Genomic DNA, 26,276 nt, shown 5'->3' with positions numbered 1-26,276 from the left:
AATAAGTTGCAAATTAAAATAAGAACAATTTTTTAAATTTTTTATAAATGAAATCTATTACAATTCAAGGTACAAAAAGAGAAAGCGTGGGCAAAAAGTCTACAAAAGCTTTACGTGATGCTGAATTAGTTCCTTGTGTTGTTTATGGAGGTGAAGCACCTTTGAACTTCTCTGCTGAAGAGAGAGCTTTCAAAGGATTAGTATACACTCCTGAAGCACACACGGTATCTATTGAGGTTGACGGAAAAACAATTCCAGCTGTTCTTCAGGATATTCAGTTCCACCCGATTACTGACAAAATTCTTCACGTTGACTTCTATCAGTTATCTGATGATAAGCCAGTGATCATGGAAGTTCCGGTAAGAATTACAGGACGTTCAAAAGGTGTTGTAGCTGGTGGTGTTTTACGTCAGTCTTTCAGAAAACTAAAAGTAAAAGCTATCCCTGCTAACCTACCTGACGAAGTAGTAGTTGATGTTACTCCATTAAGAATTGGTAACAAACTTTACATCGGTGGTATCAAAACAGAAGGATATTCTTTCATGCACCCTGACAATGCAGTAGTAGTTGCTGTTAAGATGTCTAGAAATGCAATGAAAGGTGGTGCAGCTGCAATGGATGATGATGATGAGGAAGAAGTTGCAACTGAAGAAGGTGCAGCTCCTGAAGCAGCAGCAGAAACTGCAGCAGAATAAGAATTGCTTATTTAAACAATATAAGAACCCGTCAGTTATGGCGGGTTTTTTATTTGATAGCCAGTCTCAGCTGAAAGAACTGAGCAAACTTAAAAGGTTTGGTTTCAATTTCATCTTTTTGCTTTATTGTCTTTCTTCACCTTACACTATCGAATATTTCTATCAACTGACAATGATCAGGAGCCAACCCCATGCTTCCTTTCGGAAAAAAAGCCGTAAATTTGAAGAGTTCTAAATAAGGACGTTTTAATTTAAAAAATAAATAAATGTTTGACATTCAGGAAATAAGAAGCCAGTTTTCTATATTGGACAAAGAAGTGAACGGTAAACCTTTGGTTTATCTGGATAATGCAGCTACATCCCAAAAACCAAATTCAGTTTTGGAAGTCTGTCACGCATATTATACAGAACTTAATGCCAACGTTCACAGAGGAATTCATACACTGAGCCAGCTGGCAACAGAAGAAATGGAGCTTTCAAGAAGAAAGATTCAGAAATTCATCAATGCTGAACATGACTTTGAAGTAATTTTTACAAAGGGAACAACAGAAGGGTTGAACCTTATCGCTTATATTTTAACACAGAAACTGCAGAAAGATGATGAAATCATTATTTCTTATCTGGAGCACCATTCCAATATTGTTCCATGGCAAATGCTGTGTGAAAGAACCGGAGCGAAACTTCGCGTAATTCCGATTGATGAGAACGGAATCCTTCAGATGGATTATTTTGATCAGTTTTTGAGTGAAAAAACGAAGGTTGTTTCTGTAAATCAGGTTTCTAATGCTTTGGGGATTGTAAATCCAATTGAGGAAATTATTGCTAAAACAAGAAAAAATACCGATGCTTATGTTGTGATAGACGGAGCTCAGTCTGCTCCGCATTTCAATATTGATGTACAGAAGATGGATTGTGATTTCTTTGTGTTCTCAGGTCATAAAATGTATGCTCCGATGGGAACAGGTATTTTATATGGAAAACAAGAAATATTGGAAGCTTTACCGCCGTTTCATGGAGGAGGGGAGATGATTGCGACGTGTTCTTTCGAAGGAACTACCTATGCAGGTCTTCCATTCAAATATGAAGCAGGAACACCGAATGTAGGAGGAAATATCGCTTTAGGTGCTGCCGTTGATTTCATGAACAGGGTAGGTCGTGAGAATATTCAAAACCATGAAAATGCTTTGTTGGAATATGCTCAAAGACATCTTTTAGAAATTGAGGGTCTGAAAGTATATGGTGAGAAAGCAAAAAGAACAGGTGTTGTATCCTTTAATCTGGAAGGAGTGGGTATTGCCTCTGATGTAGGGATGATCCTTGATAAAATGGGAATCGCTGTAAGAACAGGACACCACTGTACACAGCCTATCATGAACTTCTTTAATATTGCCGGAACAGTAAGGGCAAGTTTCGCTGTTTATAATACTTTCGAAGAAATTGATGCCCTGGTGGAAGGTGTTAGAAAAGCACAGAGAATGTTGAGTTAATTAATAAAGAATCTCTACGATATAGAATTAAAGCAGCCTTTGAGCTGCTTTTTTTATTAGTCTATTGGTATACAATAACACAGGCCCTCAGTAATGACCGGATAATTGCCGGTAGCACATTCCAGGCAGATTTGTCCTTCTACTATAATACTTTTCATCTTTACTTTGTTTAGCTTTTTCATATGATGTGATTTAAAGGGGTAATAATCAAATGTAAAAACCTCCGGAAAATTAATTACAATAAAAAAGCCCTGTTAACGGATAACAAGGCTATTGTATTTTTAAGAGAATAATCTTACAAATTCGGTTTCCAGTCTACTACTGCTCTGATGAAAGCTTCAGCATTTTCGACAGGAACATTCGGTAGAATTCCGTGGCCTAAATTAGCAATGTATCTGTCTTTTCCGAAACGGTTGATCATTTCATTCACCATCTTCTTAATCGTTTCAGGTGTTGAGTGAAGTCTTGCAGGATCAAAGTTCCCCTGTAGCGTCATTGTATGGTTCGTTAAAGTTCTTGCGAATTCCGGTTTAATAGTCCAGTCAACTCCAAGAGCAGAAGCCTTAGACATTGTCATATCTTCCAGAGCAAACCAGCATCCTTTTCCAAATACTACAACATGAGTAAGGGGGCTTAATGCTTCAACAATCTGGTTGATGTACTGCCATGAGAACTCCTGATAATCTGTAGGAGAAAGCATTCCTCCCCAGGAATCGAAAACCTGTACTGCAGAAACTCCTTTTTCTACTTTTCTCTTCAGATAAGCGATTGTAGTATCTGTAATTTTTTGTAATAATAAATGTGCTGCTTCAGGCTGTTGGAAGCAGAAGGATTTTGCAATATCAAAAGCTTTACTTCCTTTTCCTTCTACACAGTAACAAAGAATGGTCCATGGAGAACCGGCAAAACCGATCAATGGAATATCGTTATCCAACTTCTGTAAGGTAAGTTCAATAGCATCAAAAACGTACCCTAAAGTATCATTCACATCCGGAGTTTCAATATTCTGAACCTGTTCCATTGTTCTGATTGGAGTATCTAACCATGGTCCAACAGATTCTTTCATTTTGAAATCAATTCCCATTGCCTGCGGAACTACCAGGATATCAGAAAACAGAATCGCGGCATCCAAAGGAAATCTGCGGATAGGCTGTAAAGTGATCTCAGCAGCAAGCTCTGGAGTCTGACATCTTGTAAAGAAATCATACTGATCTCTTAAAGCAATGAATTCCGGCAGATATCTTCCAGCCTGCCTCATCATCCAGACAGGAGGTCTTTCAACGGTTTCTCCGCGAAGTGCTTTTAAATATAGGTCGTTTTTTATCATAATCTATTGTAACTAATATTACCGCAATATCCGGTAACAGATATTCTAAATCCTACTTCCGATTTCTTTTCTGATCAATGCAAATATGGATGTCAGTGTATTTTCTTCAGAAGTAAAAATTTCTTCCTGCGTATAATTTCTCAGCTCACCGGAAGTGGTTTCGCCAATGGAAAAAAGCTTCATGCCTTCCAGAGAATTTCGCCTTGCAAAACTACGAACTCCGCTCGGACTAAAAAATACCACAGCATGATATTTTTCAGTTATTATAGGATTGATTTCCTCAGTATTATAAATTGTAACTTTTTTGTACTTAATGTTTTGTAAAGGAAGGTCTTTGTCCAGAACATTGATGGCAAGATTACCACAAAAGTGCAGGAACTGCTCGTGCTGGCATTTTCCGATAATGAATCGCGAAAGAGTTTCAGCATTTTTCAGTACCTTAAATGTTCCAAAACCATGCTTTCTAAGCTCTCTTTTGGTCTTTTCACCTACACAATAGATTTTGTTATAGTTTTTGGCTGTAAAATTCTCATTGGGTTTGAATCTGTTTTTAAAAAAAGAAGCAACTCCATTGACACTGGTGAAAATCAGAGAATAGTTTTTCAGCTCAAAAGGACTGATCATAATGGGTTTAGTCTTAATTACCTCAACACAGTCGACCAAAATATCCTCTCCTAATTCTTTGGATATAATTGATGGGTCTATATTTTTGGTAAATAAGATTTTCATGTCTGTAAAATTAAGAAGATGAAAAAGAGTGGCTAAAGGAAGGTAAAAATGTAAATCTGAGCTATCAGATCTGGCTTTTGATTTCTGCCATTAATTCTTTTCCTCCGTTTTCAAGAACAACTTTTGCAAACTTTTCTCCAAAATTCTCGGTTGGAGTATACACAAAGTTTTCATCCACAGAAATGCAGTTTTTCCCATCCAGAGAGCAAAGTGCCGCTTTGAAACGGATCTGATCACCGATGATTTCCGCAAATGCTCCGATAGGTGCAGTACAGCCTCCTTCTAAAGTGCTCAGGAAGTTTCTTTCAATCTCTACACAGATCTGAGTCTGTTGATGATTGATCTGGCTTACAATTTCGTTAATTTCCGGTTTGTCAGTATGTCCGGCTACAGAGATTACCCCTTGTGAAGGCGCAGAGATCATTAATGGAAGCATTTCGTAATCAATTTCCATTTTCATTCTTTTGATACCTGCCAAAGATAAGATCGTAGCATCGAAATCTCCGTCTTCAAGTTTTTGAAGTCTGGTTTGAATATTTCCTCGGATATCTGAAAAATCAGTAGTCGGATAATTTCTCAACCAGAAAGCTCTTCTTCTCAAACTGCTTGTAGCGAGTTTAAGTTCATGGAATTCTTTATTCCTTGAAGATTCTTTTCTGATCAGAATATCCTGTGGATAATCTCTTTCCAGATAAGCGATCATCTCAATATTTTGAGGCAATTGAGTGGGAACATCTTTTAAAGAATGTACGGCAATATCAATCTCGTCATTCAATAGAGCAATATCAAGATCTCTTGTGAAAACCCCGGTAATTCCTAAAGAATAAAGCGGCTGATTAAGGTTCTTATCGCCAGAAGAAACGATAGGAACAATTTCCGTTAAATAATTGTTGTTCTGAAGGTGCCTCGCAACCTCTCTAGCCTGCCAAAGTGCAAGTGCGGAATTTCTCGTTCCGATTCTAATGCTTTTCATTGAATTCGTTGTTTGGTTGTTCAACTAATATTTCGTGCATTAATTTACTAATTTCTTCGGCTTTTAAAGGATTATCGATGATATATTTTGCAAAACGGTTGGTGATTTTCTGGATCATTTTGTCAGAAAGTTCCATGTCCGTGATGTTTATGTATTTATTCTTTTTATAAAAATTATGCATTTCATTACGTTCCATGTTCTTTAGAACTGCTTTGAAATGATGAATATTGGGTGCCAGCTTTCTTTTTTTCTCCCATTCAATAAAGTCTTTCATCAGTTCCTTAATGATTTTTTCAGCTTTCGGGATTTCTCTTTCTCGCTGTTGAATCGTTTCCTGAATCTGTTTTGAAAGCTCATCTACGTCAATCAGGGTTACATTTTTATTTTCTGTAACATTCTTTTCAACGTTATGAGGAATAGAAAGATCAATGATCAGTGTTTCTTTTCCGTTCGGGAAGTGAGACTGGTTGACAATAGGATGCTTGGCTCCTGTTGCCACAATAAGAATATCTGTATTTTTTAATTCCTGGTCAAAATCAGAATAATCAACGTGAGGAATATTATATTTCTGGGAAATCTTTTCCGCTTTCTCCTGAGTTCTGTTGGCAATTTTAATTTTCGGCTGATAGACATGTTTTACCAGATTTTCAACGGTATTCTGTCCAATTTCACCTACTCCCAAAAGAAGAATATTTTTTCAGTGATTCTCTTCTGGTTGTTTAGAATATAATGAACCGCCGCATAAGAAACAGAAGCCGCACCATTGGAAATGCCGGTTTCATTTTTTATTCTTTTCGAAATTTGAATAGCCGCATTGATGGCTCTCTCCAGATAAGGATTAGAATTTTGTCTTTCTTTTTTGAAACGGCTGTATGCTTTTTTTATCTGCCCGATAATTTCAAAATCTCCGATAATCTGACTTTCAAGACCAGCTGCTACCCTGAAAAGATGAATCAATGCTTCCTCTTTGGTAAGAATATTAGCAAACTGAAGAAAATCTGTAAGTTGTACTCCAATGGTTTTGCAGTACTCTTCAGCTACTAAAAGATAATTGGGAGATGTGGTGTAAATTTCGGTCCTGTTACAGGTGGAAACCACAAATGCATCACCCAGGTCTTCCTGATGAACTCTGGAAACAAAGTTTTTGATGTTCTCATCAAAGAATGCAAACTTTCCTCTCGTTTCTACGTCGGCTTTTTCGTAGCTTATTGAAAGCACGGCAAAATTTGACGTTCGATGAATGTTGGAATACTGTAACATAAGCAGTCGCAAATTTACGATTTTTTTAATTAACCTCTCTCAGATAGTGTATATGATAATTATCGTAAAAAACTATAAAAGGGAAGAAAAGGTGTTTCTGGCAGGGAAGACAAAATGATAAAATGATAAAATTCCGTGTTAGAAAAGAATTGTTGACGTTTCTGAATTTTTGTTTTGTTCTTCAATACTGTGTTTTCTTGGTTTTTTACCCTTTTGTAATTACCTTTTTTGCTCTTTTAACATCCTATTAATTTTAGTTGAAATCAAACTCTGTAAATGTCTAAATTGAAAGTTAATAAAGAATTATAAATTTTAATAAAATTTTAACCAAATTAAGTTGGTGGGAAATTTCTTTAGTAGTCTTAAATTTATATCTTTGTAAACTTAAAATCAGAAGAAAAATATGAGTTTATTTGATATGTTTACGCAAGAAATTGCGATAGACCTTGGAACTGCTAATACCCTAATCATCCATAATAATAAAATTGTTATAGATCAACCTTCAATTGTTGCAATTGAACGTTCATCGGGTAAGCCGATTGCCGTCGGAGAGCAGGCCAAGCATATGCAGGGTAAAACTCACGAGGATATCAAAACAATCCGTCCTTTGAAAGACGGGGTTATTGCTGATTTCCACGCTTCTGAACATATGATCAAGGAATTTATCAAGAAAATTCCTGGAATCAAAGGTAAATTCATTCAACCGGCATTACGAATTGTAATCTGTATCCCTTCTGGTATCACTGAAGTTGAAAAAAGAGCGGTAAGAGACTCTGCTCAGAAAGTAAACGCAAAAGAAGTAAGATTGATCTACGAACCAATGGCAGCTGCAATTGGGGTTGGGATTGACGTTCAAAAGCCTGAAGGAAATATGATCATCGATATAGGTGGTGGTACTACGGAAATTGCTGTTGTAGCGTTAGGAGGTATCGTTTGTGATAAATCTGTTAAGATTGCAGGAGACGTATTTACCAATGATATTGCTTATTACTTAAGAACTCACCATAACCTTTATATCGGAGAAAGAACTGCTGAAAGAATCAAAATTGAAGTAGGTTCTGCGGTAGAAGATCTTGATGTAGATATCGAAGACATCCCGGTACAGGGTAGAGACCTTATTACAGGTAAGCCAAAAGAAATTATGGTTGGATACAAAGAAATTGCACGTGCATTAGATAAATCAATCATCAGAATTGAAGATGCCGTAATGGAAACATTATCTCTTACACCACCGGAATTGGCTGCTGATATTTACAAAACAGGTATTTATCTTGCTGGAGGAGGAGCGTTATTAAGAGGTCTTGCGGACAGAATTCACAAGAAAACAGGTCTTCCTGTATTTGTAGCTGAAGATCCGTTGAGAGCTGTAGTTCGCGGAACAGGTATTGCCCTTAAGAATATGGATAAGTTCAATTTCTTAATTAAATAATTTTAACTTTTTACGACTTTATATCTGAATGGGATTTTTGCTGAGATTATTTTCGAAGAATACTCTTTTCGTCTTCTTTATATTCCTGCAAATTATTGCTCTGGTTTTGATATTCTCAAGAAATGCCATGCAGAGATCCTGGATTGCAGGCCAAACGGCTGCGTTCAATTCCTGGGTTTCCGGATATATTGATGAAGGAGTTTCTTATCTGAAGCTAAAACAGATCAACGAAGATCTTGTGGTTCAGAATAAAGCCCTTATGACTGAACTCTATGGAAAAGACGGAGAGAAAAATCCTGTTTTTAAAAGAGTACACGATACCATTGGTGGCGGGCAGATCTATACCTTTGTTGATGGAGAAATTGTTTTCAACAGTATCAACAGAAGAAACAATTATTTTACAATCAACCGTGGCCGTAGAGACGGAGTCTTTCCTCAAATGGGAGTAATGGCGCCGAGAGGTATTGCGGGAATTGTAATCAATTCTACAGATAGTTATGCATTGGTTCAATCCGTGTTAAGTGTTAACAAGATCAGAATTAATGCAGCTCTTAAAAACTCAGGGTATTTTGGTACTTTAACATGGAATGGAGATAACTCAAGGGTGATGCACCTGGCAGATATTCCGAAATATGTTGCATTGAAAGTAGGTGATACTGTTGTTACAGATGGTAAATCTGCTATTTTCCCTAAGGGAGTAACCATTGGTACTATTGCAGGATACTCTGTGGACAATAAAACCGGCTTCTGGGACATTTCCGTAGAGCTGAGTGAAAAAATGGGAGCGTTGAATAAAGTGTATGTAGTGAAGAATCTTAAGAAAGCAGAAGTGCAGAAGATTCAGGATACTATGCAGGCTGTAATAAAAAAAGAAAATGATTAGCAGGACTTTATTTACCGATATATTGATCATGATCTTTCTGGTTGCATTACAAATATTTGTATTGAACAGGATTACACTTTTCGGGAAATATACTCCGGTATTATATCCTGTGTTTGTCATGTTCTATCCATTTTTCAGAAACAAATTTCAGTTCCTGGCATTGAGCTTTTTAATAGGGCTGTCTATTGACGGTTTCCTCTATTCATGGGGGATCAATGCATTTGCAACAACGTTAATCGCTTATTTCAGAACGTTGATCTTCAGGACTTCCACAGATACGTCTACGGACTTTTTCTCATTCCAGTCCCTTCAATGGGCGCAGTTTTTGCTGTTTTTATTTTCAAGTATTTTCCTGCATCAGCTTTTAGTACAGTATATTGAGTTCTTTAAGTTTAGCAGGTTTTTTGAAATATTATTTAATGTGTTGGTGACAAGTGTAATTTCATTTATCTTTATAGTCATCTACGCATTAATATTTAAAATCAAACAAAAAGTTTGAACACACGTTATTTAAAAATTTTTTCCATCCTCGTTATCATCGCCCTTATTTTTGTGGCGAGGCTTGCTTATTTGCAGTTGTTTACAGACCGCTATGCCTTAAATGCGGCTAATACCTCCATCAAAACAGAATATGTTATTCCACAGCGTGGAGTCATTTTTGATAGAAATGGGAAAATCATGGTGGGTAACCAGCCTGCTTATGAAATTTCGTTTACCCAGGCGTTGATGAAACCTGACTTTGATACACTGGCGTTTTGTAGTTTAATGAAAATTACAAAACAGGATTTTATCAATAAAATCAATGTGATCAAAAAGGAAAAATATTATTCTAAGCTGACCCCGATGACTTTTATTAAAGACCTCAGCAGAGAAGATATTGCAAGAGTTCAGGAAATTATTTTTAAGTATCCCGCATTTAATATTGTATCAAGACCTCAGCGTCAGTATGAAGTTTCCACATCCGGAAACCTTCTCGGTTATACCAGTGAGGTGAATGAAAGAGATATTAAAAAAGATTCACTATACTACTTACCGGGAGATTTCATTGGAAAAACAGGGGTTGAAAAATCCTACGAAAAAGAGCTGCGCGGAGTAAAAGGAGTGAAATACATCCAGAAAGATATCAGACTCAGAAATATCGGCTCCTATAAAAACGGATCTTTGGATAAAGATGTGATTACAGGTAAAGATATTACTTTAACCATTGATTACGACCTTCAGAGGACGGCAGAAGAAATGCTGGTTAACAAACACGGCGCAATTGTAGCTTTAGATCCTAATAACGGAGAAGTTTTAGTAGCTGCAACCGGACCGGATATTGACCCAAACCTTTTTACCGGACCTAATAAATCAAAAAACTTATATGCCCTTTCAAAAGATACCCTTTATGAAAATAAGCCAACTTTTGATCGTGCACTACAGGCCGGATATCCTCCGGGATCAACATTCAAATTACTGACTGCTTTAGCAGCAATGCAGATGGGTGTGATGGACGAGAAAACTATTTTTCCTTGTGGAGGAGGATTTTTCTATAAAGGGAAAAGAATTAAAGGCCATGGTGGAGCAGATCCGCTTATTCCTTCCATTCAGGTTTCCAGTAACTGTTTTTTCACCTACGCCTTTATTGCTATTATCAAGAAATATCCGGGAAATCCTTCAAAAGGTGTTGATGAGTGGAAAAAAATCATGAGCAGCTTCGGAGTCGGTGAATTTTTAAATAATGACTTTGCCGTTGGGGCAAGGGGTAGAATACCTTCAGGAGATTTTTACGAAAAAAGATTTAAAGCCATCATGAAGGCAAGCGGTTCTCAGAGAACTGATTTTAAAAACTGGGATGAAATGTCCACTGGTGCTATTTATAACGGAATGGGGCAGGGCGATGTTTTGGTAACTCCTATTCAGCTGGCCAATTATGTGGCGGCTATTGCTAATAGAGGATGGTATTATACTCCTCATATTGTAAAAGGAATTGATGGGAAACCCAATCCGGATCCAAGATTTAAGGTTAAACATAAAACATTAGTTGATCCGAAGCATTTTGAACCGGTATTGAAAGGAATGGAAGCCGTAGTGTTGAGAGGAACGGCAAGAGGATTGAAATCCAATGACTTTACACAATTAGCAAAAACAGGAACAGCACAGGTGCCGCAAGGGAAGGATAATTCCATTTTTGTACTTATTGCTCCTGCTGATAAGCCTAAAATTGTTGTAGTAGCTGTAATGGAGCATGCGGGATTTGGTGCTACATGGGCAGGGCCAGCCTGTACAGTGATTGCTGAAAAATATATTACCGGTGATTTGAAAAGAGAAAATCTTTACAAAAAAATGATTACCTCGAGTTTCATGCCTGAATATAAAAGACAATGGATTGCAGATTTGAAGCGTAAAGGACTATATGTTGATCCTAAACCTGATTCCATCAAACAAAAAAGAATAAAGGATAGTCTGGAATTGGTAAAACAACAAAAGGCTAAGCTGCAAAAGAAAATAGAAGAGGACGCTAAAAAGAATAACACTGCTAAAAAACCTGTAAAGCAATGAAATGGACAGAAGGAATAGATAAACTTGGCCTTGGGCTGTATTTCCTGCTTTGCATTTTTGCCATTGCAAATATTTACAGTGTTGACCAGAAACTAGGAGAGAAGCAATTGGTTTTTTTCTGTATTTCTGTATTTGTAGGGCTGGTTATATTCGTAGGAAGAAGCAAATTCTTTGAGAATATGGCTGGTATTATTTACATTGGAGGAGTTTTACTGTTGATAGGTCTTTTCCCTTTTGGTAAAGAAATTCTGGGCCAGAAAAACTGGTATAAGTTTGGAAGTTTTACCATGCAGCCCGTTGAGTTTGCAAAGATAGGCACTGCTTTGATGCTGGCTAATTTTGTTTCAAGCCCGGATTTTAATATTAAAAATAAAAAATCTATCTGGACTGCCCTTGCTATTATAGGAATTCCGGCAGCAGTTGTTCTGGCTATTCCGGATGTAGGTTCTATGCTTGTGTTCATCGCCTTTTTCATCGCCTTATATAGAGAAGGATTGAGTGGTCTTTTATTCGGGATAGGATTTATTTTCGCCGGAGTTTTTCTGATCTCACTGGCTATTCCTCCCATTTATGTTGCAGTAGCAGTTTTAGTGATTGCCGGTGTTTTGATCGCGATGAATTATCATAGAATGTCATGGGACGTCATTTCTATTTCAGGAATTGCAGGTTCTATTCTTATATTGTGCGGACTGGCTTTCGGATCACCTTATATTTTAGAAAAACTGCCGAAACACCAGAGAGAAAGAATTGAGGTTCTTTATAAGGGTGAAAAGGCATTCAGAGATACTTCCGGGTACAACTTATTATATTCAAAAACAGCCATCGGATCAGGTGGGATCTGGGGAAAAGGATACCGTGAAGGATCCGTTACCCAAGGGAAATTCGTTCCCGAACAGGAAACAGATTATATCTTTTGTACCGTAGGAGAAGAATGGGGCTTTGTTGGAAGTGCAGTTCTTATCCTGTGTTATATGGTTTATATCGGAAGAATCTACTATCTGGCAGAACAGCAGAAGTCTACTTTTAACCGGGTATTTGGATATTGCTTTGCCTCGATTCTGCTGATGCACTTTTCAATCAATTTAGGGATGGTTATGGGGCTTTTTCCAACCGTTGGGATTCCGCTTCCGTATTTCAGTTACGGAGGAAGTTCTTTATTGGCTTTCTCGATGATGACTTTTATCTTCTTTAAGCTTAATTATTCGGATAAGAATAGTTTGGTGTAAAAAAGGGAGGTTGGAAGCTGAATGATGGAAGTTTATCATTGTTCTGCTGACCAATTCGTTTTCAAAATCAACTTCATCAACACATTTTTATGAAACAATCCTATTTCTCAGACGAAGATTTCGAGAGCAAAGATTTCACGCAACTTCCTTTAGAAAAAAGTGAGTATGAAAACTGCACATTCAGAAACTGTAATTTTGAGTATGGAAACCTATCTGGCTTCAGCTTTACGGACTGTGAGTTTATCGAGTGTAACCTCAGCATGGCAAAATTGATAAAAACAGCATTCCATAACGTGATCTTCAAAGAATGTAAAATGTTCGGGCTTCAGTTCAATGAATGTAATGCATTCGGACTCTCTTTCAGATTTGATGGAAGTGCTTTACATAATTCCGTTTTTTATCAGACATCCATTAAGAAAACAGTTTTCAAAAATACCAAGTTAATTGAGGTCGATTTTAGTGAATGTGATTTATCAAATGCCGTCTTTAGTAATTGTGATCTGTCAGGCGCTGTTTTTGATGCTACAAACCTCGAAAAGGCTGATTTCCGGACATCGGTAAACTATTCGATAGATCCGGCTTTAAATAAGCTTAAAAAGGCTAGATTTTCACTTTCTGAAATCTATGGACTACTGTATAAATTAGATATTGAAATTGACAAGAACAGTTGATATCTTCAGCCGTGTATAACTGCTATATTAAAATTTCAAAATTAAATCAATAGGAGCGGATTTTAACCGCTTTTCTCTTTAACTGTTATTCCCATATTGGTTTTAGCGAAAACTTGCCAAAAATGAGCACATAAAAAAGCCGTCAGATTTCTGACGGCTTCATTATTTAAATCAATTATTTATAAAATTAAAAATTTGCAGGTGTAGCAAGAGTAGTAGCAGCTAAGTTATTGTAAGCTTCTCCTTCTTCGTTGATCACTCTTTTTGCGAATCTGAACTTAGGTCCCCAATAAGAATCATTCAGTGAAGAAATCATTACCCCTTTTGATGTTGCTGCGTGGATAAATTTAATCTCACCCTCTTCAGAAACACTTTCTACAATACCTACGTGAGAAATTCTTCTTCCGTGAGAAAAGAAAATTAAGTCTCCTTTCTGTAGCTCTCCTTTTTCAACTCTCTCTCCTTCCTGAGCCTGAGAAGCCGCTACTCTAGGTAAGCTAAGCCCTGCTGCTGCTCCGAATACAGAAAGAACAAAAGCTGAACAATCGATACCGTTTCTGGTTGTTCCTCCATATCTGTAAGGAGTTCCAAGGTATGTTTCAGCTTCTTCAAGGATACCGTCAATGGTTTTATTATGTTTGATTGCTTTTGCAATTTCAGAATTCTTAACTGCTTTTTTAGCACTAGCGATAGATGCCGCCTTTTCTGCAAGGAAAGAGTCGATAAGTTTTTGCTTATCCTGCTCCATTTTTTTGTTATCTATAGAAGCTAGTTTGGCATCTGTTTTGTATTCTTTTGTGTAAGTTGCTGGTTTTGAAACCACATAATTTGTAGCACACGATTGCAATGAAACTGTAGTAACTAAAGCAACTAAATAAAACAAAACTCTTTTCTTCATATATATTTGATTATCCGTGTTAAAAAGGAATATTTATTTTCAAAAGCATTACAAAAGTAGAGATTCCGAGCAAAAGACCCCTGATATGATAATTGTCAGGATCTTATTTTAACACATTTTAACATATAATTTACATATGTTAAAGAAAAATAAACCGCAACAGCCTGTTTTTGGTAAGTGTGCGGTTTTTTTTATTAAGATTCTTTAACAAACCTAATCGACTTTCTTCTAGAAATCAGGTTTTGTGACATAAAACTCTAATTTTAAGGGTTGTTAATAAAACAAAAAAATTCCCCGGAAAACCGAGGAATTTAAACTAATATGGAACTTTACAGGACGTTATTTTGTAAACAACATTTCTCTGTATTTTGTCATCGGCCAAAGCTCATCGTCCACCATCATTTCCAGTGCGTCAGAAGCTTCTCTGATCGGATCGAATAATGGTTTTACTTTATTACAATAGCTTTCTGCCTGTTTTTGGCTGTCTGAAATACCTTTGGCAGTTTCTCTCGCTTTTAGAAGTTCTTCAACCCCAAGTTTAATTTTAGAAACATTTTCAGAAATGCTTGTAATTAAACTCATTTGTTCTTTTGCCAAAGATTTGAACTCTTTATCACCAAAGATTTCTTTAAGACCTTTTACATTTTCAATTAATCTGTTCTGATAATTTAATGCGGAAGGAATGATGTGGTTTCTTGCGATATCTCCTAATACTCTTGATTCGATATCAATTACTGTAGAATATTTCTCTAGCTTGATTTCGTTTCTTGCTTCCACTTCTCTGTGGTTGAAAATTCCCATTTCTTCATACAGATCTAAGAACTTCTTATCCATTTCCTGTTTCAAAGCTTCAGGAGTGGTTTTAAGGTTGTTTAATCCTCTTTTCTTAGCTTCTTTCGCCCAGTCATCAGAATATCCGTCTCCTTCAAACATAATGTTTTTACACTGCTTGATGTATTCTCTCAATACGTTGAAGATGGCTTCGTCTTTCTTAAGACCTGTTTCAATTAAAGCATCCACTTCTTTCTTGAAATCATTAAGCTGTTTTGCAGCAATAGTATTCATTACGGTCATGGACTCTGCGCAGTTTGCAGAAGAACCTACCGCTCTGATTTCAAATTTATTTCCTGTAAATGCAAATGGAGAAGTTCTGTTTCTGTCTGTGTTATCTAACAGGATTTCTGGAATCTTTCCGACTACATTTAATTTTAATTCTGTTTTTTCTTCCGGAGATAGTTTTCCGTTGGTTACTTTTTCAAGTTCTTCCAATACACTGAACAACTGGGTTCCGATAAATACGGAAATAATTGCAGGAGGAGCTTCGTTGGCACCAAGTCTGTGGTCATTGCTTGCAGAAGCAATACTTGCTCTTAAAAGGTCTGCATATTCGTGAACAGCTTTAATCGTGTTAACAAAGAATGTTAAGAACTGTAAGTTTTTCTTTGGATTCTTTCCAGGGCTTAAAAGGTTTTCACCAGTATCTGTTGCTAATGACCAGTTGTTGTGTTTTCCGCTTCCGTTTACTCCCGCGAATGGTTTTTCGTGGAAAAGAATGTGGAAGTGGTGTTTGTGAGCTACTCTTGCCATGATGTCCATCAACAGAGAGTTGTGGTCTACCGCAACGTTTACTTCTTCAAACATTGGAGCAAGCTCAAACTGGTTAGGGGCAACCTCGTTGTGTCTTGTTGTTGCAGGAATTCCTAACTTCATACATTCGATTTCCAGCTCTTTCATGAAGTTCATTACTCTTGTAGGAATAGAACCGAAATAGTGGTCGTCCAATTGCTGCCCCTTTGCAGGAGAATGTCCTAATAAGGTCTTACCTGTTAATACAAGGTCAGGACGAGATTGGTATAATGCTGAATCAACAAGGAAATATTCCTGCTCCCAACCCAAAGTAGGAGTTACCTTCGTTACGTTTTTGTCAAAATACTGCATTACGTTAGTCGCAGCCTCATCTACAGCATTCAAAGCTCTCAAAAGAGGTGCTTTGTAATCTAGTGTTTCTCCTGTATAAGAGATAAAGATGGAAGGAATACATAATGTAGTTCCCATAATGAATGCCGGAGACGTAGGATCCCAGGCTGTATAACCTCTTGCTTCAAAAGTATTTCTGATACCTCCGTTAGGGAAAGACGATGCGTCTGGTTCCTGTTGGATAAGCATGTTTCCGCTGAATCTTTCAATTGCTCTTCCTCCTTCAATGGGTGTAAAGAAAGAATCGTGCTTTTCTGCAGTAGTACCTGTTAAAGGCTGGAACCAGTGCGTGTAGTGGGTTACCCCTTTGCTCATTGCCCAGTCTTTCATCGCTACAGCTACCTGATCTGCAATATGTCTCTGGATCTTAGTTCCTTTTTTAATCGCATCCATGATAGAACCGAATGCTTCTTTTGTTAAATATTCTCTCATGGTTTCTTCTGAGAAAACATTTTTACAGAATAGCTCTGATAATTTCGCAGGGATCTCAACAGAGTTGTCTTTTCTGAAATCCTTAAATGGAAGGGTTTCTAATGCTTTGAATCTTAAGGTTGACATAATTGGGTTGATTTTTTACAGCGCAAATTTACAAAAAAAATGAATCAAAAATATTTTAACCCTAAAAATTTTAGGGGTGATCTGAAAATTTATATAATTTAAACAATTGTTTGGTGTTTTTTAACAGGGGTGTTTGTGATTTAATGTTTAAGATGTGAGAATTCGCGCCTGTTTTATAGATGTCAATGTAAATATACTGTATATTGTGCAAATTAAAATAATACGATGGGATTAAACGACTTGTTAAAAGACAGTTAAAATAAAGTGGGCAAAGATTTTGTATATTTGTGTGAAATTTATTTTATGACAAATTCTAGAGCAAGAGAAACCACAGAGGCTATTGAAAGACTATATATCTCTATGAGACACCTATTTTATAGAGGATTTTTCAAGCCGGGCGGAGTTTCAGGAGAAAGTATCAGAAGTTTGTTGAAGACCATCAATCCCGAAATTTATGGAACCATGAATATTCCAAGTAAATTGGAACTTGACGGTTTGATGTATGTACTGGACAGACTTCCGGAAGGAATTGAAGAATGTGCTTTTATTCATCTTACATCTGATGAAGGGTTTGATAAAGGAAGTTTCGAACCCATTGTTCCGAAGAAAAGAAGAAGAAACTGTTATAGAATAGACGAACACCAGATGAATATTGAGGTTCTTTTGGGCCGTTCCGAAATTTATGATATTCTTACCCACCTTACCTTCCTTTTTATAGAAGCTGACAAAGTCCGTAATCTGGCATTTATCCAGGATGAAAACTGGAAGCCGACACGTGCCTTCAAAATTATTGAAGAAGTGGTAAAAGGTGAAAAGAAATACAGTAGAAAAGAAAAAGAAGTAGCACTTATTCATCTTTCTTCTTTAATAGGAAGATCTTTTGATGAGACTTTAAGAGCTTATAATACTTTTGGTGACGATCATAATCCTGACCGTCTGTTTAAAATCATTTACAACTTAGCAAAAGTAAGTCTTGATGATGCAAAAGGAAGCAGAGAAAGAGAGATTCATTTCAGTTCTATATTAAAAGAAAGAGTAGGTCACCACTATTTTGGAGAAAAATGGGCGAACAAAGTGAAAGAGGTTTTATTTGAAAATGATCTTCATATGCGTCCGTTACATATTATTTCAGCCAACATGCACTCGGTGAAAAATATGCTGTATGCCAATAATGCCCTTAAAAAGAAGCAGCACCACGAGGTGGATTATAAACTGTATGAAGAGATCTCCAACAAGAAAGAACTTCGTGATAAAGTTTTAAAATATGCTTTGGATGAAGGGATGATTCATATTGCAGATAAGAGTGGAAGTAATATTGATGTACAGATCATAGACCTCAGCAAAACAGACCTGAAAAATACGCCATTTGCAGACTGCAAGTTCGGAGGAGATGATGTGGTAATGGTTTTTGACTACGCATTCGGAGAGCAGGCTTTTGAAGTAATGGATGAATTACTTAGACCTTTTGAGCATAAAGGAGAAGTGTATATGATGCATGTAAAATCTGTTTCCATTATGGGTAAAGCAGGTATTCTTACCGGAGAGAAAGGTGATATCATGATTCCTACTTCCCATATCTTTGAAGGAACAGCAGATAATTATCCTTTTGAAAATGCCTTAAAACTGGAAGACTTTAAAGATGATGAATTAAAAGCTTTTGAAGGGCCAATGATTACCGTTTTGGGAACTTCCCTTCAGAATAAAGATATTTTATCATATTTTATGAATACTTCATGGAAAGCTATTGGTCTTGAAATGGAAGGCGCTCACTATCAGAAAGCCATTCAGGTAGCATCTAAAATCAGACATCATATTTCACCGGATCTTTTTGTAATGTATGCTTATTATGCATCTGATAATCCGTTGGAAACAGGAAGTACATTATCTTCAGGAGGGTTGGGTCTTACAGGGGTGAAACCAACGTATCTGATTACTTTAAGAATCCTTGAAAAGATTTTAAGAAGTGGTAAAAAAGAAGCTTCTGCTAAAAAATAATTGTAATTCAATATTATAATATCAACCTCAGATACTTTTGTATTTGAGGTTTTTTTGTAATTAGTTAAACACGAATGTCACAAATGTATTTGCACAAATTGCACTATTTTATTGTGTTTAAAATAGTGGTTTTTATTGGTAACATTTGTGTTTAAATAAAAACTTATCTTTAGGAAACATAAATAAAATATCCATGAGCTCAGTTTCACAACTTGCCAAAAGATTCAGAGAAGTACTGCTTGACGGTTTCTGGATCGCCAATACCAATTTTAAAGATCAGCTTTCAGAGGTGAGCTGGGAACAGGCGGTAACAAAAGTAGATGCTTTAAATACTATTGCGATGCTCACTTTTCACATTGATTATTATATTGCAGGAATTGTCAATGTCTTTGAAGGAGGAGATCTTGAGATTAAAGATAAATTCAGTTTTGATATTCCTTCCATAGAATCTCAGCAACAATGGGAAGCCTTGTTGAGTAAACTCTGGACGGATTCTGAAAGGTTTGCCGCATTATTGGAACAAATGCCGGATTCCCAACTTGATGAGGTTTTCGTTGATGAAAAATATGGAACTTACCGAAGAAATATCGACGGAATGATTGAGCATAGCTACTATCACCTGGGCCAGATTACTTTAATTAAAAAACTGTTGAAAAGCCGATAAAGTATCCTTGTCAAGGTCTAAAACCTTGACAAGGATCACAAATAAGGTTAAAAAAAGAATTTAACCACCCGAAATAAAATCCATCTAAAACCATAACAAACAGAATAAAACCTCAGAATAACTCCTATTTGAGGTTCTTAGTTAAATTACCTACCTTTAGAAAAAATAAAATTTTAAATGAGAAAATCGGCTGCAATCATTTTTGCGTTTATCATTTCACAATTTCAGGCTCAGCAAGGAGCTTATTATCAGCAGACTGCGAAGTACAAGATGGATATTGATGTTAATGCTGAAAAATTTACCTATCAGGGAAAACAAACTTTAGAATACACCAACAATTCGCCGGATGAGCTGAATGTGGTTTATTTCCATTTATACTGGAATGCCTTCAAACCTAATTCCATGATGGATCAGAGAGTAGCTTCACAGGGAAAAAATGGTGATGGGAGACTTCAGAAAGACGGTATTTCAAGACTCGCTTTCATTCCAAAAGACCAGGAAGGAGCTCAGAACATTCACTGGATTAAACAAAATGGGAAAGAGCTGAAATTTGAAGTTCAGGAAACCATTATGAAAGTGTATCTGGAAGAACCTATCAAACCTAATTCTACGACTACCTTTACAATGGATTGGGATGCTGTGATTCCTATGCAGATCAGAAGAAGCGGAAGAAACAACAGAGAAGGAGTAGACATGACCATGACGCAGTGGTATCCGAAAATTGCTGAATACGATTATGATGGCTGGGCAACTTTCGATTATCTGGGAAGAGAATTTCATGCGCCGTTCTCCGATTTTGATGTTACTATTAAGATTAATAAAGATTATGTAGTTGGAGCAGGAGGAATTCTGGAGAACCCTTCAGAAGTGAAAGGCTATGATGCCAATGCAAAAATAAAAACGGAAAAAGATAAAAAGGCAATCTGGAAATGGACGGCAAAAAACATCCTTGATTTCGCATGGAGTGCAGACAGAGATTATTCTGTAGAAAGCTTCAATGTTCCGGAAGGTCCGAAAGTATATCTGGTGTATCAGAAAAATGATAAAACGAAAGCGTGGGGTGAATCTCAGCCGTATATCACGAAGTATTTCCAGATCATGAATGCTCATTTCGGAAAATATGTATATCCTACCTATGCCTTTATTCAAGGGGGAGACGGCGGAATGGAGTACGGGATGTGTACCATGATTTTAGGAGAAGCTAAAAGTGTTAAAGATTTAATGGGATTAATGGCTCACGAAGGATCTCACTCATGGTATCAGCAGATGCTTGCCACTAACGAATCTGTACGTCCGTGGATGGATGAAGGTTTTACAAGCTATGCGGAAGGCTATACCATGTATCAGTTATTCCCTGAAGATCTTCCGAATCCTTTTGTTGAAAGATTGGATGCCTACAGAAAATTTGTTAAGAAAGGAATTGAAGAGCCAGCTGTTTGGTTAGGTGATCACCATGATAACGGGACGTCTTACACATTTGCATCTTATGTAAAAGGTGAGTTATACCTGGTGCAGCTTGGATATATTATGGGAGAGCAGAATCTTGCCGAAACCTTAAAGCAATATTATGACCAGTGGAGTATGAAGCATCCTTCAGACAGGGACTTCCTTCACATTGCACAGAAAGTTTCGGGGATGGATCTGAAATGGTTCCATAACTACTGGATCAATACTACAAAAACTATCGATTACGGAATTAAGGATGTAAAATACGATGCAAAATCTACTACCATTACCTTAGTCAATAATGGCCAGGTTCCAATGCCAATTGATTTTGGCGTAATGACAACCGATAAGAAGATCGTTACGTATCAGATTCCAATGAATATGACTCATACATGGAAAGAAAAGGATGCGTATGGTGAGTTTAAAACAATGCCTTACTGGCCTTGGACTCAGAAAGAATATACGCTTACCATTCCTTACACAAAATCTCAATTATCTGTCCTGGGAATTGATTTCAGCCAGAGAATTGCAGATGTGAATATGGAAAATAACTTTGTTGAAGTGAAATAACAATAGACATATACAACGAAAAAACCACAGATGAATCTGTGGTTTTTTTTATTTTATTCCAAATTGCTGTACCATCCAGTGATTGGGATGATTTTGAGTAAGATCCTTCCGCAAATTTTCATCTTTGGTATTTAAATAACTGTATACCTTTAAAGGAACAGAATCCGGATATTCTTTTAAGCCGCTGGCCACCGTCATTTGTGCTTCTTCTTTTTTTGAGCCGCTATCTAAAGCCTCTGCTTTAAAAATGTAAATGATTGCCGGGAGCTTTCCATATACTTCCTTTGTTTCGCTTTCCAGAAGATGCATAGTTTCTATCTGAAACACCGGATTGGGGCTTTTTCCTTCTGCTACGGCCTGGCTGATATGCTGCTGATACATCAAAAAAAGATAAAGCAGGTGTATATTCTTGGTATTTGAATCAGAAACTGCTCTTTGAAGTTTGTGGGTAAACTCGGGAGTCATTTCATCATTGTCAGCCTGAAGATTTTTTTGATAAAACTCATCCATCAGATCATAAACTGTTTTATCCTGAGTATCAATTTTCGACTGACTCTTTATTTTTTGTAAAATGCTTGCCATTGAATTGCCGGATTGCGCAAAAATGGTGACGCTGAGGCATAGTAAAGTACCGAGGATCAGTTTTTTCATGAGTTAGTCAGAATAATTATAATGTGTTATTAAATATAGTGATTTGTTCTCAGGAAAGAAAAAATAAGTGTGTCATTGTAATTTAGTTTGATAATGACAGGTTCTTTTTCTTAAAATTATTAAATTTATTGCCTCAAAATCAAGCGGAAATTTCAATTATATATCATGAATTTCTTCTGAAAAATATGTCAATGAATTCAATTGTAATAAACGTAGGAAACAGCAATATCAGATTCGGTCTTTTCAATGGCGATAATTGTGATATTTCGTGGGTCATCAATACAAAACCTTACAGAACAGCAGATGAACTTTATGTACAGATGCTGATGCTCTATCAAACCTATAAAATTGATCCGAAAGAGATTGATAAGGTAATTATCGGATCCGTAGTACCTCAGCTTACCAAAGTAATGAGCTCCGGGATCAAAAAAATTCATGGAACAAATCCTGTGATTGTTGACAGAAATACACCTTCCGGAGTACAGGCTAAATCTAAGCAGATGGGAACCGATATCTATGCAAACCTGGTGGCTGCACATAATCTGTACCCGAACAGAAAGAAAATTGTCATAGATTTCGGAACAGCCCTTACAGCAAGTTGCGTAGCTGAAACAGGAGAAACTTTAGGGGTAATTATTGCTCCGGGAATTGTTACGTCTCTGAATTCACTGATTAACCAGACCGCACAGCTTCCGGATATCGAGCTGAAGAAACCAAAATCTGTTTTGGGACTGGATACGGTAACCTGTATGCAAAGTGGTATGGTATATGGTTTTCTCGGTATGGTAGAAGGTTTTGTAACCCGTATCAATGAGGAAGTGAACGATGATTGTTTTGTAGTGGCAACAGGAGGAGTTTCCCATGTCTATAAACCTCTGACGGATAAGATTCATGTGATGGACAGGCTCCATACCTTGAAAGGTCTTTATTTCCTCGGAAAAGATTTATAAATTTAAATGATTAAGGTTTAGGTTGAATCCAGCTGATACTTTAGTTCCTCAATCTTACAATTAATATAATGGAAAAATTTCCCGTACTACAAACCGAAAGACTGATCCTTTCACAGCTGGAAGAAAAGGATATCCCTTTTATCGTTGAACTTCTTCAGCATAGGATTTTTTCTGACCTTACCTCCAATATTCCTTATCCATACGTGGAAAATGATGCCAGATCCTGGGTGAAAATGTCGAAAGAAGCTTTTGAAAATAATACAGGGTATACGTTTGCTATCCGGAATAAAGAAGGTCAAATCATAGGAGCTATCGGGCTGCATGACAGAGATGATGATAAAGCTGAACTTGGCTACTGGATAGGAATTCCTTACTGGAACAAAGGGTATGTAACCGAGGCTGCAAAAGCAATAATAGATTTTGGCTTTAATGAATTGAAGCTGAATAAAATTTTTGCTACTCATTTTCCCCACAATCCTGCTTCCGGAAGAATTATGGAGAAAGCAGGAATGGAGCAGGAGGCTGTTCTGATAAAAGAAATGAAAAAGGACGGAGAATATTTTGATCTGGTGAGATATTGTATCTTAAAAGACTAAACAGATCGTCTTACTATTTATAAAATTAAAAGCCGGAGAATATCAATATCCTCCGGCTTTTGTCTTTAATTATCTTTTACTTTTAAAAAATTCTTTAACAATAGAAGAGCATTCCGCTTCCATGATTCCCGTAATAACTTCTGTTTTAGGGTGGAGAGAAAGATGTTTATTGATAAAACCTCTTTGTTCATCCCGCGCTCCAATCACTACTTTCGAGATCTGAGACCAGGAAAGTGCGCCTGAGCACATCACACAAGGTTCCATCGTTACGTAAAGCGTACAGTCTTTCAGGTATTTTCCTCCCTGGAAGTTAGCAGCAGAGGTGATGGCCTGCATTTCGGCATGGGCGGTCACGTCATTTAATGTTTCAGTGAGATTGTGAGCTCTTGCAATAATTCTGTTGTTGGAAACTACTACACATCCGATAGGAACCTCATCTTTTTCTAAAGCGGCCTCTGCCTCCTGCAGCGCCATTTTCATGTAATATTCGTCGGTAAACATTAATCTGTTATCGTTAAAGTTAAAGGAAGTTTAAAGCGGTAAATAGTAGGGTCGCCCTTCAGCATTGCCGGGGAAAATTTTTCCGCCAGAGAATATAAAGCAATTTCTGCCTGTCTATTAAAGGTAAAATTATCTCCCTGTGCATGAACATTACTGACTGTTCCATCTTTTTCAACAATAAAATCCACATCCGTTTTTATCATCTTCTCTTTAGAATATACTCCGTCAACATACAGCAGATTGGCGACTTCCTGCCTCAAAGAATTGATACCTCCGGGATAATCCGCAATCTTTTCAGCATCTGCAAACTTTTCAGATGAGGTGAGTCTGGGGTTTTTAATGGTTTGAAGGTCTTCCAGATTCCTGACTTTTAATAAAGCTCCGATCAGGGCATTGTTTTCAATGCTATCCATTTTTTTCATGAAAAAAAGGAAGTCTCCCTTTATGGCAGCTTTTTTTACCGTATTGGATTCTGCATCAAATTTCTTTTTGAACTCTTTATTCAGCATATTTCTGTGCTGATTATAATAACTCTTTACGAGTCTGAACTCTTCTTTCTGCTGTGCGAGAAAAAAGGAAGAAATAAAGCAGCTGATGCCAATGAATAAAGTTTTCAATAAAGGTTTATTTATGTAAATATAACAAAAAATATGAAATATATTCCTGATGATCAGCTTTCAAGATAACGGTTCAAAGATTCCTGTAAATGATTGCGGATGTCATCAACTAAACCTTTCGGTTCCAGAACGGTTACTTCTTTTCCGTAAGAAAGAATCTCCTGCATGAAATCATAAGTAGGGTGGAGGAAGAACTCAAAATAGATCTCTTCCGGTGTTTCTTTGGTTTCTTTCTGAGATTGATGAAGAGGGAAACTTCTGATGTATTCTCCCTGATGTCGGCTGCATTTCAATACAATGTTCTGTGGTTTTTGTTCTGCAAGGTTCATCACTCCGAATGCATTTTTGAAATGCTCCCTGAAGTTGTATTTGTACTTTTCCCTGAACTGATTTTTGGCTACATCCAGATAATTGATCCTGTCCAGTCCGAATGATTTTAAAACTTTGTCTTTGGTATCAATAGCAATAAGATACCATCGGTCTTTAGATTCTTTTAAAGCCAAAGGGTGCACTTTTCTGGAGGTCATCAGTTTGTTCTTGTAATTGTAGTGCTCAAAACTTACCACTCTTTTATTTCTGATGGCGAAGAACAGATCATAAAAATGTTCTACACCGGTGGGTTTACGGCTTTCAAAAAAGATAAAATCTGAAAAGTCCGGATGAAGATTCAGGGCGTTGCTCACCTGGAAGGACTCAAGAAGTTTTTGATTGTATTCATCCACTTCCATAATCGGGCGGCTCTCGATATAATACCGGTTGTCTCCCTTCTTTTTGTTATGAATGGAGAGATTGAAAAGATCGGAAATCTCCCGGATATCCCTCTGCAGGGTACGGATAGAGTAGCTCTTGATTCCCGCATCCTGGAATTCAAAAGAGTTTAAAAGATAGTCCTCCAGCTGTGAATAGGTAGCCGGAGAACTTTCTAATCTTTTAATTATTAAGGCATATCTTGTCAGATAAAAATCTTTCTTCATTTCTCTATTTTTAGGGTGCAGCAACGCTGCGTTCATGGTAAAGTTTTATAAGACAAATATATGCGGTTCATGCGACAAAACGTGTCGTGTTTTATTTTTGTTTTAAATAGACATTTATTTTTGGTCTTCAATAGTGGCTGCCGTAATATACAAAGGGAAACCTTCTTTGAAACTACTTTTTAGATGATTGTAAAAAAGTTGAAAATAATATAAGTTTTTATCTCTGACATTTTCCCGAATATTATAATGATATAATTCACCAAGAAATTCTTTAACATCTTCATAAAAAATAGAACGATTTGTAATAGGATCAAAATGTTCATTTTTGTAAGTTTTCAAATATTCCATAGGATTTTTGGTATGCTCTTCCGGTACTTTTTTCATTGTTTTCAGTACATCTCTAATTTTATTTTCCAGTGCATCAACAACAAACTCCCATGTGTTGGGTTCATAGTAAAAGTCTTTCTTCCCAAAGTCATCTCCTAAAAGTTCTTCAAAAACTTCTTTTTTGAAATCAAATTCATTCCATTCAGGATTTTCTTTATAGTCCTCTGTGCGTACATCAAAGCCTACATAGGTACCATCTGGGTTATGCAACCCATTTTTTTTTACATCTGTTAATGAGATTATGATTTTATCTATTTTTTCTTCTTTCATA

The 26,276-nt window shown here is 36.8% G+C and carries 23 protein-coding genes and 1 pseudogene; 13 read left to right on the top strand and 11 right to left on the bottom strand.

The annotated features are described in order from the left end of the window. Positions 1-47 precede the first annotated feature (47 nt). Positions 48-695 carry a 50S ribosomal protein L25/general stress protein Ctc gene (locus KBP46_RS14095; RefSeq protein ID WP_062673138.1) on the top strand — a complete coding sequence of 216 codons (648 nt, stop codon included), beginning with the start codon at positions 48-50 and terminating at the stop codon, positions 693-695. A 266-nt stretch (positions 696-961) separates the two neighbouring features. Further along, positions 962-2,182: an aminotransferase class V-fold PLP-dependent enzyme gene (locus KBP46_RS14090; protein ID WP_216443515.1), complete on the top strand. Its 1,221-nt coding sequence runs from the start codon at positions 962-964 to the stop codon at positions 2,180-2,182. A gap of 295 nt (positions 2,183-2,477) precedes the next feature. On the opposite strand, the gene hemE is transcribed toward KBP46_RS14090, so the two are convergent. The 4 genes and pseudogenes from hemE to hemA all read right to left on the bottom strand — a co-directional run bounded on the left by hemE (position 2,478) and on the right by hemA (position 6,471). Continuing rightward, the gene (hemE, locus tag KBP46_RS14085) at positions 2,478-3,509 is read right to left on the bottom strand and encodes a uroporphyrinogen decarboxylase (protein ID WP_047376227.1); all 1,032 of its coding nucleotides are present in this window, start codon (positions 3,507-3,509) and stop codon (positions 2,478-2,480) included. Positions 3,510-3,554: 45 nt separating this feature from the next. Next, a complete protein-coding gene (locus KBP46_RS14080) occupies positions 3,555-4,238 on the bottom strand; it encodes a uroporphyrinogen-III synthase (RefSeq protein ID WP_216443514.1) in 684 nt (227 codons plus the stop codon). Between the two features lie 64 nt (positions 4,239-4,302). Then, on the bottom strand, positions 4,303-5,211 hold the full coding sequence (hemC, locus tag KBP46_RS14075; protein ID WP_062673145.1) for a hydroxymethylbilane synthase: 909 nt from the start codon (positions 5,209-5,211) through the stop codon (positions 4,303-4,305). Further along, positions 5,198-6,471: pseudogene (gene hemA, locus KBP46_RS14070) on the bottom strand (glutamyl-tRNA reductase). Before hemA ends, hemC begins: the two are co-directional and overlap by 14 nt. Positions 6,472-6,874: 403 nt before the next feature. Between hemA and KBP46_RS14065 the strand changes: the two are divergent. The 6 genes from KBP46_RS14065 (at position 6,875) to KBP46_RS14040 (ending at position 13,221) form a co-directional block, all read left to right on the top strand. Continuing rightward, on the top strand, positions 6,875-7,900 hold the full coding sequence (locus tag KBP46_RS14065; RefSeq protein ID WP_002982450.1) for a rod shape-determining protein: 1,026 nt from the start codon (positions 6,875-6,877) through the stop codon (positions 7,898-7,900). Between the two features lie 28 nt (positions 7,901-7,928). After that, a complete protein-coding gene (gene mreC, locus KBP46_RS14060) occupies positions 7,929-8,783 on the top strand; it encodes a rod shape-determining protein MreC (protein WP_062673151.1) in 855 nt (284 codons plus the stop codon). Next, complete coding sequence (locus tag KBP46_RS14055; protein ID WP_002982456.1) at positions 8,776-9,282, top strand: hypothetical protein; 507 nt, start codon at positions 8,776-8,778, stop codon at positions 9,280-9,282. Before mreC ends, KBP46_RS14055 begins: the two co-directional genes overlap by 8 nt. Next, on the top strand, positions 9,279-11,324 hold the full coding sequence (locus tag KBP46_RS14050; protein ID WP_062673153.1) for a penicillin-binding protein 2: 2,046 nt from the start codon (positions 9,279-9,281) through the stop codon (positions 11,322-11,324). Before KBP46_RS14055 ends, KBP46_RS14050 begins: the two co-directional genes overlap by 4 nt. Further along, a complete protein-coding gene (rodA, locus tag KBP46_RS14045; protein WP_062673155.1) occupies positions 11,321-12,550 on the top strand; it encodes a rod shape-determining protein RodA in 1,230 nt (409 codons plus the stop codon). Before KBP46_RS14050 ends, rodA begins: the two co-directional genes overlap by 4 nt. A gap of 89 nt (positions 12,551-12,639) precedes the next feature. Next, positions 12,640-13,221 (top strand): pentapeptide repeat-containing protein, encoded by a 582-nt coding sequence (locus KBP46_RS14040; RefSeq protein WP_123278630.1) that lies wholly within the window; start codon positions 12,640-12,642, stop codon positions 13,219-13,221. 187 nt (positions 13,222-13,408) lie between these two features. On the opposite strand, the gene KBP46_RS14035 is transcribed toward KBP46_RS14040, so the two are convergent. Together KBP46_RS14035 and KBP46_RS14030 are read right to left on the bottom strand one after the other, a co-directional pair. Further along, positions 13,409-14,119 carry a C40 family peptidase gene (locus tag KBP46_RS14035; protein ID WP_062673158.1) on the bottom strand — a complete coding sequence of 237 codons (711 nt, stop codon included), beginning with the start codon at positions 14,117-14,119 and terminating at the stop codon, positions 13,409-13,411. A gap of 339 nt (positions 14,120-14,458) precedes the next feature. Next, positions 14,459-16,654 (bottom strand): glutamine synthetase III, encoded by a 2,196-nt coding sequence (locus KBP46_RS14030; protein ID WP_062673160.1) that lies wholly within the window; start codon positions 16,652-16,654, stop codon positions 14,459-14,461. Positions 16,655-16,957: 303 nt separating this feature from the next. Here KBP46_RS14030 and KBP46_RS14025 point away from each other — a divergent pair, with 303 nt between their 5' ends. The 3 genes from KBP46_RS14025 (at position 16,958) to KBP46_RS14015 (ending at position 21,329) form a co-directional block, all read left to right on the top strand. Further along, the gene (locus tag KBP46_RS14025; protein WP_062673162.1) at positions 16,958-18,649 is read left to right on the top strand and encodes a hypothetical protein; all 1,692 of its coding nucleotides are present in this window, start codon (positions 16,958-16,960) and stop codon (positions 18,647-18,649) included. Between the two features lie 193 nt (positions 18,650-18,842). After that, entirely contained in the window at positions 18,843-19,313 is a 471-nt protein-coding gene (locus tag KBP46_RS14020) for a DinB family protein (RefSeq protein WP_123278628.1), read from the top strand. Positions 19,314-19,490: 177 nt separating this feature from the next. Next, positions 19,491-21,329 (top strand): M1 family metallopeptidase, encoded by a 1,839-nt coding sequence (locus KBP46_RS14015; RefSeq protein ID WP_216443513.1) that lies wholly within the window; start codon positions 19,491-19,493, stop codon positions 21,327-21,329. A gap of 48 nt (positions 21,330-21,377) precedes the next feature. On the opposite strand, the gene KBP46_RS14010 is transcribed toward KBP46_RS14015, so the two are convergent. Further along, complete coding sequence (locus KBP46_RS14010) at positions 21,378-21,980, bottom strand: hypothetical protein (RefSeq protein ID WP_148045371.1); 603 nt, start codon at positions 21,978-21,980, stop codon at positions 21,378-21,380. Positions 21,981-22,171: 191 nt separating this feature from the next. Here KBP46_RS14010 and KBP46_RS14005 point away from each other — a divergent pair, with 191 nt between their 5' ends. Together KBP46_RS14005 and KBP46_RS14000 are read left to right on the top strand one after the other, a co-directional pair. After that, on the top strand, positions 22,172-22,930 hold the full coding sequence (locus KBP46_RS14005) for a type III pantothenate kinase (protein WP_120232445.1): 759 nt from the start codon (positions 22,172-22,174) through the stop codon (positions 22,928-22,930). 68 nt (positions 22,931-22,998) lie between these two features. Further along, positions 22,999-23,526 (top strand): GNAT family N-acetyltransferase, encoded by a 528-nt coding sequence (locus tag KBP46_RS14000; protein ID WP_216443512.1) that lies wholly within the window; start codon positions 22,999-23,001, stop codon positions 23,524-23,526. A 69-nt stretch (positions 23,527-23,595) separates the two neighbouring features. Here KBP46_RS14000 and KBP46_RS13995 read toward each other — a convergent pair whose 3' ends face one another. The 4 genes from KBP46_RS13995 to KBP46_RS13980 form a co-directional block, all read right to left on the bottom strand. Further along, positions 23,596-24,027 carry a nucleoside deaminase gene (locus KBP46_RS13995; RefSeq protein WP_216443511.1) on the bottom strand — a complete coding sequence of 144 codons (432 nt, stop codon included), beginning with the start codon at positions 24,025-24,027 and terminating at the stop codon, positions 23,596-23,598. Further along, positions 24,027-24,644 (bottom strand): hypothetical protein, encoded by a 618-nt coding sequence (locus tag KBP46_RS13990; protein ID WP_227941181.1) that lies wholly within the window; start codon positions 24,642-24,644, stop codon positions 24,027-24,029. The genes KBP46_RS13995 and KBP46_RS13990 overlap by 1 nt, the downstream gene beginning before the upstream one ends. Positions 24,645-24,697: 53 nt before the next feature. Next, positions 24,698-25,618, bottom strand: coding sequence for a YafY family protein (locus KBP46_RS13985; RefSeq protein WP_123278802.1), 921 nt, complete (start codon positions 25,616-25,618; stop codon positions 24,698-24,700). Between the two features lie 114 nt (positions 25,619-25,732). Then, entirely contained in the window at positions 25,733-26,275 is a 543-nt protein-coding gene (locus tag KBP46_RS13980; protein ID WP_216443510.1) for a hypothetical protein, read from the bottom strand. Position 26,276: the final 1 nt, after the last annotated feature.

Source organism: Chryseobacterium sp. PCH239, assembly GCF_018924625.1.
GTDB lineage: Bacteria > Bacteroidota > Bacteroidia > Flavobacteriales > Weeksellaceae > Chryseobacterium > Chryseobacterium cucumeris.
This window is presented reverse-complemented; position numbering and strand designations above follow the sequence as displayed.